Annotated in this window: 17 protein-coding genes and 1 pseudogene; 10 read left to right on the forward strand and 8 right to left on the reverse strand. The window is 66.0% G+C overall.

The genetic code is table 11. The features are described from left to right. Positions 1 to 35: 35 nt before the first annotated feature. The 7 genes and pseudogenes from P6F26_RS03590 to P6F26_RS03620 form a co-directional block, all read left to right on the forward strand. Positions 36 to 1,013, forward strand: a complete 978-nt coding sequence (locus P6F26_RS03590) for an ABC transporter permease (protein ID WP_278027279.1) — start codon at positions 36 to 38, stop codon at positions 1,011 to 1,013. Then, entirely contained in the window at positions 1,010 to 2,080 is a 1,071-nt protein-coding gene (locus tag P6F26_RS03595) for an ABC transporter permease (RefSeq protein WP_278027280.1), read from the forward strand. The genes P6F26_RS03590 and P6F26_RS03595 overlap by 4 nt, the downstream gene beginning before the upstream one ends. Then, positions 2,077 to 3,057 carry an ABC transporter ATP-binding protein gene (locus P6F26_RS03600; RefSeq protein WP_278027281.1) on the forward strand — a complete coding sequence of 327 codons (981 nt, stop codon included), beginning with the start codon at positions 2,077 to 2,079 and terminating at the stop codon, positions 3,055 to 3,057. The genes P6F26_RS03595 and P6F26_RS03600 overlap by 4 nt, the downstream gene beginning before the upstream one ends. After that, positions 3,054 to 4,052, forward strand: a complete 999-nt coding sequence (locus P6F26_RS03605; RefSeq protein WP_347403030.1) for an ABC transporter ATP-binding protein — start codon at positions 3,054 to 3,056, stop codon at positions 4,050 to 4,052. The genes P6F26_RS03600 and P6F26_RS03605 overlap by 4 nt, the downstream gene beginning before the upstream one ends. Continuing rightward, positions 4,049 to 4,927: an N-formylglutamate amidohydrolase gene (locus P6F26_RS03610; protein ID WP_278027282.1), complete on the forward strand. Its 879-nt coding sequence runs from the start codon at positions 4,049 to 4,051 to the stop codon at positions 4,925 to 4,927. Before P6F26_RS03605 ends, P6F26_RS03610 begins: the two co-directional genes overlap by 4 nt. Further along, a complete protein-coding gene (locus P6F26_RS03615) occupies positions 4,924 to 5,916 on the forward strand; it encodes a M14 family metallopeptidase (protein WP_278027283.1) in 993 nt (330 codons plus the stop codon). The genes P6F26_RS03610 and P6F26_RS03615 overlap by 4 nt, the downstream gene beginning before the upstream one ends. A 166-nt stretch (positions 5,917 to 6,082) precedes the next feature. Continuing rightward, positions 6,083 to 6,193 (forward strand): annotated as a pseudogene (locus P6F26_RS03620) (transposase); the annotation flags it as partial. 13 nt (positions 6,194 to 6,206) lie between these two features. Here the strand turns inward: P6F26_RS03620 and P6F26_RS03625 are convergent. After that, positions 6,207 to 6,575 (reverse strand): winged helix-turn-helix transcriptional regulator, encoded by a 369-nt coding sequence (locus P6F26_RS03625; protein WP_278027284.1) that lies wholly within the window; start codon positions 6,573 to 6,575, stop codon positions 6,207 to 6,209. Between the two features lie 124 nt (positions 6,576 to 6,699). On the opposite strand from P6F26_RS03625, the gene P6F26_RS03630 reads away from it, so the two are divergent. From P6F26_RS03630 to P6F26_RS03640, 3 genes are all read left to right on the forward strand, one after another. Then, entirely contained in the window at positions 6,700 to 7,308 is a 609-nt protein-coding gene (locus P6F26_RS03630) for an NAD(P)H-dependent oxidoreductase (RefSeq protein WP_278027285.1), read from the forward strand. Further along, positions 7,295 to 7,996 carry a glutathione S-transferase family protein gene (locus P6F26_RS03635; RefSeq protein WP_278027286.1) on the forward strand — a complete coding sequence of 234 codons (702 nt, stop codon included), beginning with the start codon at positions 7,295 to 7,297 and terminating at the stop codon, positions 7,994 to 7,996. The genes P6F26_RS03630 and P6F26_RS03635 overlap by 14 nt, the downstream gene beginning before the upstream one ends. A gap of 199 nt (positions 7,997 to 8,195) precedes the next feature. After that, positions 8,196 to 8,870, forward strand: a complete 675-nt coding sequence (locus tag P6F26_RS03640) for an imm11 family protein (RefSeq protein WP_278027287.1) — start codon at positions 8,196 to 8,198, stop codon at positions 8,868 to 8,870. Between the two features lie 982 nt (positions 8,871 to 9,852). On the opposite strand, the gene P6F26_RS03645 is transcribed toward P6F26_RS03640, so the two are convergent. The 7 genes from P6F26_RS03645 to P6F26_RS03675 are packed head-to-tail and all read right to left on the reverse strand — an operon-like array spanning position 9,853 to position 15,537. Then, complete coding sequence (locus P6F26_RS03645) at positions 9,853 to 11,142, reverse strand: MSMEG_0569 family flavin-dependent oxidoreductase (RefSeq protein ID WP_278027288.1); 1,290 nt, start codon at positions 11,140 to 11,142, stop codon at positions 9,853 to 9,855. Further along, positions 11,124 to 11,402, reverse strand: a complete 279-nt coding sequence (locus P6F26_RS03650; protein ID WP_278027289.1) for an MSMEG_0570 family nitrogen starvation response protein — start codon at positions 11,400 to 11,402, stop codon at positions 11,124 to 11,126. The genes P6F26_RS03645 and P6F26_RS03650 overlap by 19 nt, the downstream gene beginning before the upstream one ends. Beyond that, positions 11,395 to 12,375, reverse strand: a complete 981-nt coding sequence (locus P6F26_RS03655) for a sll0787 family AIR synthase-like protein (protein WP_278027290.1) — start codon at positions 12,373 to 12,375, stop codon at positions 11,395 to 11,397. Before P6F26_RS03655 ends, P6F26_RS03650 begins: the two co-directional genes overlap by 8 nt. Continuing rightward, a complete protein-coding gene (locus tag P6F26_RS03660; RefSeq protein WP_278027291.1) occupies positions 12,372 to 12,917 on the reverse strand; it encodes an MSMEG_0567/Sll0786 family nitrogen starvation N-acetyltransferase in 546 nt (181 codons plus the stop codon). Before P6F26_RS03660 ends, P6F26_RS03655 begins: the two co-directional genes overlap by 4 nt. Then, on the reverse strand, positions 12,914 to 14,032 hold the full coding sequence (locus tag P6F26_RS03665; RefSeq protein ID WP_278027292.1) for an MSMEG_0568 family radical SAM protein: 1,119 nt from the start codon (positions 14,030 to 14,032) through the stop codon (positions 12,914 to 12,916). The genes P6F26_RS03660 and P6F26_RS03665 overlap by 4 nt, the downstream gene beginning before the upstream one ends. A 4-nt stretch (positions 14,033 to 14,036) precedes the next feature. After that, positions 14,037 to 15,002, reverse strand: a complete 966-nt coding sequence (locus P6F26_RS03670) for a Nit6803 family nitrilase (RefSeq protein WP_278027293.1) — start codon at positions 15,000 to 15,002, stop codon at positions 14,037 to 14,039. Positions 15,003 to 15,054: 52 nt separating this feature from the next. After that, positions 15,055 to 15,537, reverse strand: coding sequence for an MSMEG_0572/Sll0783 family nitrogen starvation response protein (locus tag P6F26_RS03675; RefSeq protein WP_278027294.1), 483 nt, complete (start codon positions 15,535 to 15,537; stop codon positions 15,055 to 15,057). Positions 15,538 to 15,611: the final 74 nt, after the last annotated feature.

Below are 15,611 nucleotides of genomic sequence, written 5' to 3' on the forward strand. Positions count from 1 at the left end.
ATCCCCCGCCACTGAACCTTCGGGACGCCTCCGCGATGCTCGTCTTCCTGCTCCGGCGCCTTGCGCAATCGGTCTTCGTGCTGATCGCCATGATGGTCGTCGTGTTCTTCGGCGTCTACATGATCGGCAACCCGGTCGACATCCTGATCTCGCCCGACGCGACGCCCGCCGAGATCGACGAGACGATGGCGCGCTTCGGCTTCGATCAGCCCGTCTTCATCCAGTTCCTCAAGTTCGTGGGAAATGCACTGCAAGGCGATCTGGGGCGCAGTTTCGTGCATGGCGAACCGGCCGTGCAGCTGATCCTGTCCTACATGCCCGCGACGCTTGAGCTTGCGGCGCTGGGGCTGGTCTTCTCGGTCCTGATCGGCGTGCCGCTGGGCGTCTATGCCGGCTACAAGGCCGACCGCTGGCAGGGCAGGGCGATCATGACCGGCTCGATCTTCGGCTTCTCGCTGCCCAATTTCTGGGTCGGGATGCTGCTGATCCTGATCTTCGCGGTCGAGCTGCAATGGCTGCCATCCACCGGGCGCGGCGAGACCGTCGAGGTGCTGGGACTGCGGCTGTCGATCTTCACCGCCGACGGGTTGCAGCACATGCTGCTGCCGGCGCTGACGCTGGCGCTCTACAAGGCGTCGCTCGTCACGCGGCTGGCGCGCGCCGGCACGCAGGAGGCGCTGATGCAGGACTACGTCAAGTTCGCCCGCGCCAAGGGCCTGTCGGAGACCCGCATCCTCGTGGTGCACGTCCTGAAAAACATCATGATCCCGATCATTACCGTGCTCGGCCTCGAGCTTGGCTCGATGATCGCCTTCGCCGTCGTCACCGAGACGGTCTTCGCATGGCCGGGCATGGGCAAGCTCCTGATCGACTCGATCCTGACGCTCGACCGGCCGGTAATCGTCTCGTACCTGATGCTCACTGTCATCATCTTCATCGTGATCAACCTCATGGTGGACGTGATCTACACGCTCCTCGATCCGCGGGTCCGGGTGAAGGGAGGTGCGGCATGAGCGCGCCCGAGACCACCTTGCCCGAGAGCAGCCTGGCCGCGCCGCCCGCCGTGCCCGCCGGCGACCGCTGGCGTCGGGTCAACCTCGGCGCGGGCGTCGGCGTCGCCGCGGCGCTTGCGGTCCTCCTGACGGCCGAGGGGGGCGTTCTGCTGCCGGCGCGCGTGGTGCTGCTTGCGGGCCTTGTCGTGCTGGCCGCCGGCCTCCTGCGGGGACGGGCGCGCAAGTTCTTCTCGGGTCCCTCCGCCTATGTCGCGACGGCGAGCCTGGTTCTGCTTGCGGTGCTCGCGATCTTCGCCACCGAGATCTCGCCGCAGAACCCATACGACCTGCGCCAGCTCGACATCCTCGACGGGCGCCAGCCGCCGGGATCGACCAATTTCGACGGGTCCATGACCTATCACCTCGGCACCGACGAGCAGGGCCGCGACATCCTGTCGGGCATCCTCTACGGGCTGCGCGTGTCGCTGTCGGTCTCGATCTTCGCCACGCTGGCCGCGATGGCCATCGGCGTGGTGGTGGGGATCTATGCCGCCTGGGCCGGGGGGCGCACCGACGCGGTCCTGATGCGGATCGTGGACTTCCAGCTGTCGTTCCCCTCGATCCTCGTCGCGCTGATGCTGATGGCGGCCTTCGGGCGCGGCCTCGACAAGATCGTGATCGCGCTCGTCATCGTGCAATGGGCCTACTACGCCCGGACGGTGCGCGGCACCGCGCTGTCGGAGGCGCGCAAGGAATACATCGACGCCGCCCGAGGTCTCGGGCTGCCCGCGCGGCGCATCGTCTTCGGGCATCTCCTGCCCAACTGCATCCCGCCGCTGATCGTCATCTCGACCGTGCAGGTCGCCAACACCATCGTCCTGGAAAGCTCGCTTTCCTTCCTCGGCGTGGGCGTGCCGATCACCCAGCCCTCGCTGGGGCTGCTGATCGCGAACGGCTACGGCTACATGCTGTCGGGCCAGTACTGGATGAGCATGTATCCCGGCATCGCGCTGCTGGCCATCGTCGCCTCCATCAACATGGTCGGCGACAGGCTGCGCGATACCCTCAACCCGAGGCTCACCCGATGACCGTTCTCGATGTGCGCGACCTGCAGACCCATTTCTTCACCGATGCGGGCGTCGTGAAGGCGGTGGACGGCGTAAGCTTCTCGCTGGGCGAGGGTGAGGTGCTCGGCCTCGTCGGCGAAAGCGGTTCGGGCAAGTCGGTCACGGGCTTCTCGGTCCTGCGCCTCGTCGATCCGCCCGGACGTGTGGTGGGCGGCCAGATCCTGTTCCGCGGGCAGGACCTCGCGCAGCTTTCGGGCCGCGAGATGCGCGGCCTGCGCGGCAACCGGATCGCGATGATCTTCCAGGACCCGATGATGACGCTGAACCCCGTCCTGCGCATCGAGACCCAGATGGTCGAGGCCGTGCGCGCGCATGAGCGCGTCAGCCACGCCGCCGCCCGCGATCGGGCGGTGCAGGCGCTGGCGAAGGTCGGCATCCCCTCGCCGGAAGAGCGGCTGGAGGCCTATCCCCACCAGTTCTCGGGCGGGATGCGCCAGCGCGTCGCCATCGCCATCGCGCTTCTGAACGGCCCGGACCTGATCGTGGCCGACGAGCCCACGACCGCGCTCGACGTCACGATCCAGAGCCAGATCCTCGCCGAGGTGCAGGAGCTCGCCCGCGAGACCGGCACGGCGCTGATCTGGATCACCCATGACCTTGCCGTGGTGGCGGGGCTCGCCGACCGGATCTCGGTCATGTATGCGGGCCGGATCGTCGAAAGCGGGCCGACCGACGCGGTGCTGGCCGCGCCCGGCCACCCCTACACCGAGGGGCTACTGGGCTCGATCCCCGGCCACGGGCGGCGGGGCGAGCGGCTGGCGCAGATCCCCGGCATGGCGCCCAACATGGCGCGCCTGCCCGAAGGCTGCGCCTTCGCGCCGCGCTGTCCGCGCGCGGCCGAAACCTGCCGCGCGGCCGCGCCCGCCATCACCGATGCCGGACCGGGCCGCACGCTGCGGTGCCACAACCCGATCCTCTCGACGGAGGGCGCGGCATGAACGCGATGCTGGACCTTCACGGCGTCACGCGCCGCTTCGAGAAGAAGCTCGACGGTGTCGAGCGCCTCGCCCGTCGCCTCGGCGCCGACCTGCGCGAGACCTGCGTGAACGCCGTCGACGGGGCGAGCTTCGCCGTCACCCGCGGCGAGGTCGTAGGCCTTGTGGGCGAAAGCGGCTGCGGCAAGTCCACGCTGGGGCGCATGGTGGCGGGGCTCCTGCCGGTGTCGGAGGGCGAGATCCGCTTCGAGGGCGTCGACGTCACCGATGCCGCGAGCCCGCAGGCGCGCGACAAGCGGCTGCGCATCCAGATGATCTTCCAGGACCCGATGTCGTCCCTGAACCCGCGCATGAAGGTGGTCGACATCGTGGGCGAGGCTGCGGTCCATCACGGCCTGACCACGCGGCGCGAGGTGGCGGGCTACGTCGACGCGCTGCTCGAGAAGGTGGGCCTCGACCGCGCCTTCGCGCAGCGCTACCCGCACCAGATGTCGGGCGGCCAGCGCCAGCGCATCGGCATCGCCCGCGCGCTCGCGGTGCAGCCCGAGTTCCTGATCTGCGACGAGAGCATCGCGGCCCTCGACGTGTCGATCCAGGCGCAGGTGATCAACCTCTTTCAGGACCTGCGCCGCGACCTCGACCTGACCTACCTGTTCATCAGCCACGACCTCGGCGTGGTCGAGCACATCGCCGACCGCGTGGTGGTGATGTATCTCGGCCGCATCGTCGAGATCGCGCCGACCGACGCGCTGTTCGACGGCCCCCGCCATCCCTACACGCAGGCGCTTCTCGACCAGGTGCCACGGCTGGGGGCAGGGCGGCAGGCCTTCCGCACCGTGAAGGGCGAGATCCCGTCGCCCCTGAACCCGCCTGCGGGCTGCCATTTCCACCCGCGCTGCCCGATGGCGGGACCCCGATGCAAGCGCGAGGTGCCCCGAACCATTGCCGACGGCGCGCGCAGCACCGCCTGCCATCTGCATGACGGGGGCGTCGCATGACCGAGACCGTTCCGGGCGTCCTCAGCGTCCGCGGCGCCGACACCCAGTCGCTGCCGCTGGTGTTCGACAGCCCCCATTCCGGCACCGACTACCCGGCCGATTTCGACCATTCCGCCGACCCCGCGCAACTGCGCCACGCCGAAGACACCCACGTCGCCGACCTCTGGTCGGGGGCGGTGGCGGCGGGCGCCGTCCTGCTCGAGGCCCATTTCCCGCGCTCCTACGTCGATGCCAACCGCGCGCCCGACGACATGGACCCCGCCCAGATCGACGGGCCCTATCCCGGCCCGCTGAACCCTTCGGTGAAAAGCGGCCTCGGCATCGGCCTGTGCTGGACCCGTGTGCCGCCGGGGGGAGAGCCGCTTTATGCCCGCCGCCTGACCGGGGACGAGATCGCGGCCCGCGTCGCGCGCTACCACCGGCCATACCAGGACAGGCTGAGGGCACTTCTCGACGCCAGCCACGCGCGCTGGGGCGCGGTCTGGCACGTCGACTGCCACTCGATGCAGGAGGTCGCCTCGGCGATGTCGACGCAGGAGCGCGGCACGCCGCGTCCCGATTTCGTCCTGGGCGACCGCGACGGCACGTCCTGCGAGCCCGGGCTGACCGAGACCGTCCGCGCCTTCCTCGTGGCGCGGGGCCACACCGTCGCGGTGAACGATCCCTACAAGGGGATGGAACTGATCCGCGCCAACGGCGATCCGGCCGCCGGGCGCCACTCGATGCAGATCGAGGTCAACCGCAAGCTTTACATGGACGAGGCGACGCGCGTTCCGAACGCAGGCTACGAGCCGCTCAAGGCCTGTTTCTCGGCGCTCGCGCTGCATCTGTCCGACCACGTCGCCAGCAGGCTCGAAAGGACCACGGCAGAATGACGAAGGACCGCAAGGGATCGGCCACAGGCCTGCCCAACCCCTTTCCCGTCGAGCTGACCCCGCCCGACATCACGCCCTACGCGGCCGGAAACGGCGGCATCCCCTATGTGTGGACCTTCGACAGCGGCAGACCCGGCCCCCATGTCGCCGTCACCGCCATCGTGCACGGCAACGAGCCTTGCGGCGCCTTGGCGCTCGACTGGCTGATGCGGCGCGAGGTTCGGCCCGTGCAGGGGCGGCTGTCGCTTGCGTTCATGAACATCGCAGCGCACGAGGCCTTCGACCCCGAGGTGCCGGACGCCTCGCGCTGGATCGACGAGGATTTCAACCGCCTCTGGGCGCCTGCGACGCTGGACGACCCCGACCGCAAGGTGACGGAGGAACTGCGCCGCGCGCGCGAAGTGCGCCCGTGGCTCGAAACCGTCGATGTCCTGCTCGACATCCACTCGATGCAGAGCAAGGCGCAGGCCCTGACCATCGCGGGGCTGCAGCCCAAGGGGCGCGCGCTCGCCCGCACCGTCGGCTATCCCCACCTCGTCATCAACGACCATGGTCACGCCGAGGGGATGCGGATGCGCGACCATGGCGGCTTCTCCGATCCGGCCTCGCCCCGCAACGCGATGCTGGTGGAGTGCGGCCAGCACTGGGAGGCCGCCGCCGAAGGCGTGGCGATGGAGACCGCGATCCGCTTCCTGCGCGCGACGGGCGCCACCGCGCCGGACTTCGCCGAGGACTGGATGGCCGACCGCCCCGCACCCCCGGCGATGCAGTTCTTCCAGGTCTCGCGCGCGGTCACGATCGAGACCGACGAGTTCCGCTTCGCGCAGGACTGGAGCGGCCTCGAGGCCCTGCCGGAGGGCACGCTGATCGGCCATGACGGCGAGACCGAGATCCGAGCGCCGCACCCCGTGACCGTCCTGATCATGCCCTCGCGCCGCCTCTGGCGCGGCAAGACGGCCGTGCGGCTGGCCGAGCCGGTCGCAGGTTGAAGGTCGCGGTCCGTCCCGGTTCCGGGTACGGGCCATGCCGTCGCCAGGCGGCGCGGCGCCCTGGCCGTGAGGCGTTGTGCCCGGCGCGACCGTGCGCCGGGTGACCTGAGCCCCGTTTCCGCCCCAGGATTTGGATAGGGTCCGTCCCGACGAAGGAGATGGACGGATCAAGAGATCGAGGTTCAGCGAGGAGCGGATCATTGCGATGCTGAAGGATCAGGCGGCGGGCGCTGCGTCCTCCTGCGTCTGCCGCAAGCACGGTGTCAGCTCGGCCACTCGAACGGCCCTTGTCAGGCCTTCATGTCCTGGGGAAGGCGCTCGGTCCACAGGCGCAACTCGTCGAGGAAGCCGAGCGCCGTGCGGCCGGTCTCGGTGATCTCGTAGACCACCGAGACCGGCGCGGTGTCGCGAACCTCGCGCCGGACGAGCCCATGGCCCTCCAGCTGACGCAGGCGCTCGGTGATCATCTTCTTCGAGGCGCCCCCGATCATGCGCGCGAGGTCGTTGAAGCGAACCGGCCCGTCCTTCAGGTGCCACAGGATCGATCCGGTCCACTTGCCCCCGATGATCCGCATGCCCCGTTCGATGGCGCAGGGCTCGACGCAGGCGTCGCGCGCGCTCCGGCGGCCCCGCGCATCCTCTTCGATCGTTGCGTCCATGATCATCGCCCTTCCGCGCCGTGAAACAGGTTACGAAAAGTATACTGGCTGTCATTCGATCCTTCAAGGCGCACCTCCCGGTCATCACCGCCCGTGACTGGGGCGCAGAGAAGGAAAAGACACGATGAGCAAGATCCACATCCTGAATGGCGCACAGCCCTATGCGTTCGCCCCCGGCGGGTTGAACGCGACCTTCGCCGCGCGCGCGAGGGAAAGGCTCGAGGCCCGGGGCCACGAGGTTCGCCTGACCACGATCGCGGAGGGCTACGATGTCGAGGCCGAGATCGAGAGCCACCGCTGGGCCGATACGGTGATCCTCCAGTTCCCGGTGAACTGGATGGGCGTGCCGTGGTCGTTCAAGAGATACATGGACGAGGTCTATACCGCCGGGATGGACGGCCGCCTCTGCGCCGGTGACGGCCGCACCACGGATGCGCCCAAGGCGAATTACGGCATGGGCGGCGCGCTCGTGGGCACGCGCTACATGATCTCGGCCACGTTCAACGCCCCGGCCGAGGCGTTCGACGATCCTTCCGAGCCGTTCTTCGAGGGGATGTCGATGGACGACCTCCTGCGGCCCGTGCATCTCAATGCGAAGTTCTTCGGGATGACGCCCTTGCCGAGCTTCGGCGCCTTCGACGTGATGAAGAACGCCGAGGTGGCGTCCGACCTCGCCCGCCTCGACGCCCGTCTGGCCATTGTCTTCGAGGAGAACGCACATGCCGCGGCCTGACATCGTCCTTTTCACCGCGAACACGATGAACGGGTGGAAGCCACTGATCTTCCTGCACGAGGCGGACATCGAATACGACCTCGTGCCGATCGACTTCGGCAAGAAGGAGCAGAAGGCACCCAACTACCTGAAGCTCAACCCGAATGGCCGCATCCCGACGATCGTCGACCGGGGCAACGACGATTTCGCCGTCTTCGAAAGCGGCGCGATCCTGTGGTATCTGGCCGAGAAATACGACCGCTTCCTCAGCCACGAACCGAAGGAGCGGTCGGAGACCCTCCAGTGGCTGATGTTCCAGATGGGCGGCATCGGCCCGATGATGGGACAGGCGATGTTCTTCCAGCGTATCGCGAAACCCAACGGCGACGAGGTGCCCTATGCCATCGACCGCTACGTGGCCGAGAGCCGCCGCCTGCTCGAGGTTCTGGACACCCGGCTCGCAGGACGCGACTGGCTCGTGGGCGACGCCATGTCGGTCGCCGACATCGCAACCTACCCGTGGGCCCGCAGCCATTTCTGGGCCACGGTCAGCGTCGAGGGCTTGCCGCACTTGCAGGCGTGGTTCGAGCGCCTCGACGCAATGCCGCGCGTGCAGGAGGCCCTGCAACTGCCGGAACCACGCCCCTCGGCCTTCGGCCAGGGCGACACCGACGCGGCCGCGGCTGAGAACGCCGCTCGTTTCCGGTAGCCTCGGCCTTTGGGCGTCTGCTCGGCGAAAAGACCCAGTGTAGTGACCACTCTCTCAAGAAGCGGTCCGCTTTCCTTGAGTGTAGATGTTTTCGTGGCGCTCAACAGGCCGCTTCTGTCGTACTAGATCAGATCGAGATATCCGCGCCTGGACGGTGCACACGCCAAGAAGAGTAGCGGTTGCCATGGAAACGACGAGAATGGAAAGCCCTCTCAACGACAGTGCAAAAGAGGTGCGCGCGATGGTCCACGTCTTCGATATGCAATTGGGAAAAGTGCAAATCCCCGTGGAGATGCCGGACTGGGATGAGCGCTACATGAACCCGGCCAGGGGCGAAGAGGGGGTCCAAGCCGTCCATGCCTGGCGCGATGGCGATCGGAAATCAGTGCCCGAGGAGTTGCCGAGGGTGCTCGTCGCGGACAAGCCGCGCAAGATCTGGCCGGACGCGTTCGAGGGCTGGCACGGCATTTTCGTTGTATCCGAGCGCGCCAAGGACGTGATCGAGCGGTTCGATCCCGGCCTGCATCAGTTCTTCGCGGTTCCTCTGCGCACGAAACGCGGTATCGAGATCGAAGGACCGTGGTTCATCATGAACGTAACCGTGCGGCAGGATTCCATCGTCGTCGAGAAGTCCCGGGTCCAGAGGAGTACGAGCAGGCCGGACAAGCTCAATTCGTTCTGGGTGAATTCAACGACAAAAGACGTCGTCGTCGATACCTCCCGCCTCTCCCCCAATATCCATTTTTGGCGAGAAGCGCGGTTTGAGGGCAGTCTCCTTGGCTCGTCGGACTTCGTCGCAGCGCTCAAGGACGCTGGGATCAAGTTTTTCCCATCCTACGCCGCGACCGACCTCAGCACCCTTGAGGAGGGCTAAGGCATGGCCGGCGACACCCGGGCCCGCAGCGTGCTGTCCAGTGCGGCATGCTGCTAACTCGGGTCATACATCGCGAAATGGTCGGTCTTCGGTAGACCGTCCCATCCGACGCGGCCGCTGGGCAGAACTTGCCCCGGATACTCCATCAGGAGTTTCGAAATGCAGTCAATCTTACTCACCCATGTGGCGCCACCGGGGGAACCCACCGACCTTCTCGACGCCGCGCTCGATCGCTTGGGATCTTACCTCGATTGCGAGCAAGAGACCCTGGGTCGCGTGCTCGCGATGTCAGGCCGCCACTATGCGCGGGAGGCTCTAAGAGACCTCGGCCAGCTGCATCTACCGCCGGACTCGACTGCGGAAGATCTGCGAGATCTTCTGGAGGTGGCGCAGGTCTGCCTGGAATATCTCCTTGAGACCGTGAGTGGGATCCCAAGCCGCTGCAGGCTTGCGACGGCATATGGGATTCCAGGGCCCGACGCTTTCGATCGGCATGTGGTCTGGTCGGGTGCTCGACTCGAAGACATCCTCTCGACCATCCGACACGCGCTGGCAGCATCATGAATCGCAGGGGCGCGCCGGCCAGAAGGTTGGTGCGCCTCCTGAAGGCGAATACAAACGAATGATCCGCCCAGATTCATTGCCGAGGGCATCGAGGAGGAGTTCCCGGTTTGATCGTGGCAGGTATCGGCCCAGAGCTGCCGTTCGCCTTGGCTTACGCCAATGTCTGTTACGCAGGGAGCGAGATCGCACGTTCCAAGGCCATACCTTCCAATGATGGGACTGCTTCTCGCGTCAAAATCACCTCTGCTCCAGCTTATCAGACAAGACGTGTTGGACCGTCGCGGATGGGCGCGCTTGACTTCGGGCTGGTCCATATTGAGAGGCGCATCCCGCGCAAAAGTCCCAAAAGAGACCGCAGCGAAGATACCATCTGAAAACCATACCGAAGTCTGCGCGTCGGCAGATTTCGCCGCCGGTCTTAGCCGTAGCGGCGATCACGCCCGGGCTGGTCCAGACGCTCCAAGATCACTCCTGTGACATGCTCGGCATCCTCGCCAACGCTCAGAAACCGCCCAGAGCCCCACGTATTCAGCCAGCCAAGCCCCAGGAAGTAGACGCCCGGGTCCTCGCAGACACCGCGACGATGTACCGGGCGCCCCGTGGGATCGAGGCAGTCGAGCTGCAGCCAGCTGTAGTCTGGCCGGAACCCGATACACCACAGGACAGAGGTAATGCCCTCCTGAGCAGCGTCGATCTCGGTGATCTCGGTCTCGGGTCGCCAGACCTTCTCAAAAGGCGGCTCCACTGGCGCGTCGATGCCTTCACGCGCGATGTAGGCGTCGATCATCTCGCGGATGCCGACATAGCTTTTGTCGGCATCATCCAGGTTTTTCTCCAGATCGGGCGCAAAGGAAATCCGCGCGCCGTCCATGCCAGTGACCGAGCCGTAGAGTGGCAATCCGTCTTTTGCAAAGCGGCGCAGGTCGATCTCATGCCCGCCATCGCGCCCCGACATGTAGTGATTGGTCTTGGCCTCAGTCGCCTTGGGATCGGGCGTCTGATCGATGGTGATGTCGTAATAGCCCATCGCGTGCAGCCAGTCGGTCGCGTCGCGCCCCCGGTACAGGCGCGGGCTGCGCGGCGCTGGGCCAACGGCGAGTGACACATCCCGGCCTGCAATGTGCAGGTCCTCCATCAGCTGCACACCGGATTGGCCCGTGCCAACGACGAGGCAGCGGCCCTCTGGAATATCATCAGGGCCAGTGTAGTCGCGGGTATGAAGCTGGGTGATCGACGGATCGAGACCGGCCGCAAAGGACGGCGTGATGGGGCGATCATAGCCGCCCGAGGCCACGATGACGTGATCGGCCGACCAAAGCCCGTCATCAGTATCCACTTCAATGCGCCCGGCTGCGTCGCGCGCCACGCGGGTTACAGTCACACCCTCGCGCAGAGGTGCATCGAAACTCTCCGCGAAGGCCTCCACATAGTCCACAATTTCGTCCTTGAGCATGAAGCCGTCCGGATCGTCGCCAGAATAATGGAAGCCGGGCAAGCGACATTGCCAGTTCGGCGTGACGAGGCAGAAACTGTCCCAGCGCTGGTGTTTCCAGGCGTGAAAGCGTGTGTTCCGCTCCAGCACCACGTGCTCGACGCCCGCTTGGCACAGATGCCACGAGGCCGACATCCCGGCCTGGCCTGCGCCGATGATGACGACTGGCAGATCGATGCGGGCCTCGGGCGCCGCTGTCATGTCATGGATAGGCATGTGATCGTCTCCTCGGGGGAAAAGGCGGCGGCGCGGGATTTGATCTGCGCAGCTTGTGCATCGGCGGAGCTGCAGCGGAAGCCGAATTTGGCCTCGACGCGTTGTGCGGCCCGATCGAGGCCATGAAGGGCGCGGTCCATGAAGTCCGCCAATTGATAAGACTCGCCAGGTTTCAGGTGTTCGCGGATCGCCGTCGAAGGCGAATAGCAGGTGTCCTCCGACCCGTCGGGCCAGCGCAGGCGGAAGGTCACTTCAGGCATCGATCGGATCCTTTGCGGTGGGGGCGAGGCCCAGATAGGGCTTTGCCGCATGGTCCCAGAGCGGGGCGCGCGCAGCTCCGTCGCACAAGGTGACCGCGCTGCCGAATGTGATGCGACCGATCTCGGCGGAGGCGATGTCACGTGCAGCGAATCGCGCGCAGATCGCGGGCGCATCTTCGGGTTTGGCGGCCAGCAGAAAGCCGAAGCTGGGAAAGGTGCGCATCCAGCGCGCGAGATCCGTGTGTTCGGGACGCGGGATCGCGGCGACATCGACCTCTATCCCGCAGCCCGAGCATTCGGCCAGCATCAGGGCCGTGCCCGCGATGCCGCCCTGGCTGATATCCTTGCCCGCGTGGACAAGCCCTACCTCGGCAAGCTCTGGCAACAGTTCGAGATCGCCGCGCAAGCGCTCAGCCGGCGCACCGAGGAACGTCGCGAAATTGTCGCTCTCGCCGGGATAGCGCCCGCGCAGATCGACCGCCGCGATCAGCACGTCGCCCGGCGTGGCGTCGAAGCTGGTGATCAGGGCCTTTGCGCGGCCCTGCATGGTCGCGGCGAGTTGCGCGCGGTCCGTGCGCAGATTGGAATGGCCCCCGACGATGGGCACGCCATAAGTCGCGCTGGCCTCGGCCATACCGCGCAGGATCTCGGCGGCCTGTTCCGGGCCCTGCGCCCAGAGTGCATTGGTCAGCGCCGAGGCGCGTCCGCCCATCGCCGCGATGTCCGACAGGTTCACCATGACGGCGCACCAGCCTGCGAACCAGGGCGCATCCGCTACGAACTCGTTCATAAAGCCCTCTGTCGCGACCAGCTGCCAGCCGTCGCTGTCCGGCAGCGCGGCGGCATCGTCGCCGGGGCGGCCTGGACTGTTCTGGCTCAGACCCAGCGCGCCGCAGACGACGTCGATGTCGCGCTTGCCGGTGACGTTGGGATGCGCGGCCAGATCTGCGGCAAGAGCAGCAACGTCGATCATGCGGCCCGCCGCCGCGTCAATGCCATCCAGCCGCGCGTCGGGTCCTCAATCGCGGGATAGGCCGACAGGTCGGCGCGCATCTTCATATGCGGGTGGCCATGCAGATCCTGCGCGCCAAGCCCCTCCCAATCGAGCTTTTCAAAGAGCGGCACGTTCTGCATCTGCACATAGGCGAGGAACAGCTTGGCTCCGCGCGCATGGGCGGTGCCGACAGCCAGTCGGATCAGCTCGGTGCCGAGCCGCCCGACGCGCCGGTAGCCCGGGGCCACCGCAAGGCGCGAGCCCCACCAGACATCCGGATCGACTTCGTGGATACGCACCGTGCCCACGACCTCGTCGGCCTCGGACGCGATGGTAGAGATAGCCACCAGCGGCAGCGCGATCTTGTCGATCTCGTCGCGGTCGTGATCGGCGAAGATACCCTGTTCGGACACGAAGGTGCGGTGCCTGAGCGACGCCGCGCCGCCGATTTCCCAAGGCTGCGTCGCCTGGCGGATCAGGAATTCAGGTGCGACGAAGGCCTGGGGCTTTTCGATGATCATGCGAGCGCTTTCTCTTTCGGCGCGAATTTCTCGAAGGCGGAGAGCGCGGAACATGCGCCGCAGCGTCCGCAACCGGCCTTGATATCCTCTGCGCTCATTCCGGCCTTGCGGATCATTGCGGCCAAGGGCGGCAGGACGTTGTGCATGAACGCCGGGGTCGGCGCAGCATGGCTTTCCAGCGGCGTGCCCGAGACCGGAACGAACGGCACCACGAACGGATAGACGCCCATCGCCGTCAGCCGCTCGGACATCTCCAGGATCGCGTCCGGCGTATCGCCCAGACCCGCGAGGATATAGGTCGAGACCTGGCCCCAGCCGAAGACGTCGACGGCGGCGGCGAAACTGTCGAAATATTTCTCCAGCGGGACCTGCGCTTTGCCGGGCATGATTTCGGCGCGCAGCTCGGGCGTGACGACCTCGAGATGCATGCCGAGGCTGTCGATCCCGGCATCCTTCATGCGCCGGTGCCAGGCATCGTCTTCGGGCGGCTCGCACTGTGCCTGCAGCGGCAGGTCGACGGCGGCGCGGATCGCCTCGGCGCTATCTGTGAGCACCTGCGCGCCGCGGTCCTTGCCCGCAGGGGTTCCGGTGGTCATGACCATGTGCTTCACGCCATCGAGTTTGACGGCAGCCGCCGCAACCTCGGCCAGCTGTGCGGGGGTCTTGTGCGCGATGGTCCGCCCAGCCGCGAGGCTTTGGCCGATGGCGCAGAATTTACAGGTCTTTTTGCGGCTCTCGTAACGGATGCAGGTCTGCAGCACGGTCGTGGCCAGAACGTCTTTCGCATGAAGCTGTGCGATATGGCCGTAGGGGATGCCATCCGCAGTGGCGAGGTCCAGGAAGCTCGGGCGTTTTGGGAAACTGATCTCGGCGAAAAACGCACCATCCCGCGTGACGCGCGCGCGGCCCTCGGCATCGGGCGCGTCGACGATATAGGGGCTGTCGAAGGCGGCATGGGTGTGGATAGGAATCATCACGGTCAGCCCGTCGATGGTGACCGCCTTGTGGTCGGTAGGGCCCGCACCGCCACGGCGGCTGTCTGCGCCTGCGCTCGGGTCGATCATCCGCATGCCGCGGGTTTGCAGGTCGGTGATGACAGAGCCGGTATCTGGCATTGGGTCAGTCCTCCAGCGGGATGGATGGGAAGGGCACCTCGGGGGCAGTCATGTGGCGTGTCGCCATGGGCGACGGGTCGTGGCGCAGCGCCAAAAGCTCGGGCCGAGCATAATGGCCGACGGAATCCATCATGCGCTTGCGCTTGGTCACCAGCGCCATGTCGAGGTCGGCATAAAGTATGCCTTCGCCCTCGGTCAGGGGCGGTACAGCATGGCGGCCTTCGGGTGTGATGATGCAGGTCATGCACCCGCCGCGCAGGCCCTTTTGCAGGGCGACATCGTCGGTGACGGAGGCAATCTGATCCTCGGTCAGCCATCCGGTGGCGTTTACGACAAAGCAGCCAGCCTCCAGCGCGTGATGGCGCATGGTGACCTCGATCTGTTCTGCGAAAATCGGGCCGACAAGACTTCCGGGGAATTGCGCGGCGTGGATTTCCTCGTGCTGTGTCATCAGCGCATAGCGGGCAAGCGGGTTGTAATGCTCCCAGCAGGCCAGCGCGCCGAGACGACCGACACGCGTGTCGACCACCTTCAGGCCGGAGCCGTCTCCCTGCCCCCAGACCATTCGTTCATGGTAGGTCGGCGTGATCTTGCGCCGTTTTAGCCTCAGCGTGCCATCGGCGTCGAAGATCAGTTGCGCATTGTAGAGCGAACCGTGATCCCGCTCATTGATGCCCAGAACGGCGACGACGCCGTGATGGGCGCAGCGTTGCGCCACGCGGCTCGTCTCGTCCGAGGGAACGGTTACCGCCTGCTCGTATAGCGCAAGGTGCGGTTTGCCTTGCTGGACGGGCGGCAGCACGAACGAGAAATATGGATAGTAGGGTACGAAGGTTTCAGGAAAGACGACAAGATCGGCGCCGTTGCCCGCGGCCTCGTCGATGGCGTCGAGAACCCGTGCGAGGGTCTTGTCACGACTGGTCAGATCGGGTGCGATCTGGACGGCGGCCGCCTTGACGATACGGGACATTAAACCTCCGGGGATTGGGGCCGGGGCCTGTGGCGGCCCCGGCGGGCAGCGATCAGAGCGTCCAGGTATCGACGATAACGGCATTGTCGCGCACATGGATCAGCTTGAGATCGAGCACGTCCTGCGGCGCTATCGGAATGATCCCCTCCAGCAGCGACGGCTCGCCATGGCCGTAGAGCGCCTGCAGCGCGAAGCGGCAGGCATAGACCTTGCCGCCTTCGGACATGAACTTCTTGAGGTTGTCGGCGAAGTTCTGGTGGCCCGGAAAGGCCGCATCGCCGAGTGTCGGGAAACCGCGCTGGATGCCGAGAGTGACACCGGGGCCATATAGCAGGATCGAGGTCTCATAGCCCTTCCGGTTGAGACGAATCGCGTTGAGGATATTCACCAGGCCGATCGAGCCCTCGAAGGCGACGGTGTGGAAGGTCACGAGCGCCTTTTGACCTTCCTCAGCCTGAACGTCCTCGAAGACCTTGTCTTCGTAATCGACGAAGAAATCTCCGTCCTTGTGTTTTTCCATGGTGACTGCAGGCATGCGCTTCCTCCGACTGCTGTTGGGCTGAGATTTGTTCGTTAAATCAGCTTGCGGAGCGCGCCAAATGCAATCAA

The organism is Roseicyclus salinarum, assembly GCF_029624655.1.
Taxonomy (GTDB): Bacteria; Pseudomonadota; Alphaproteobacteria; order Rhodobacterales; family Rhodobacteraceae; genus Roseibacterium; species Roseibacterium salinarum.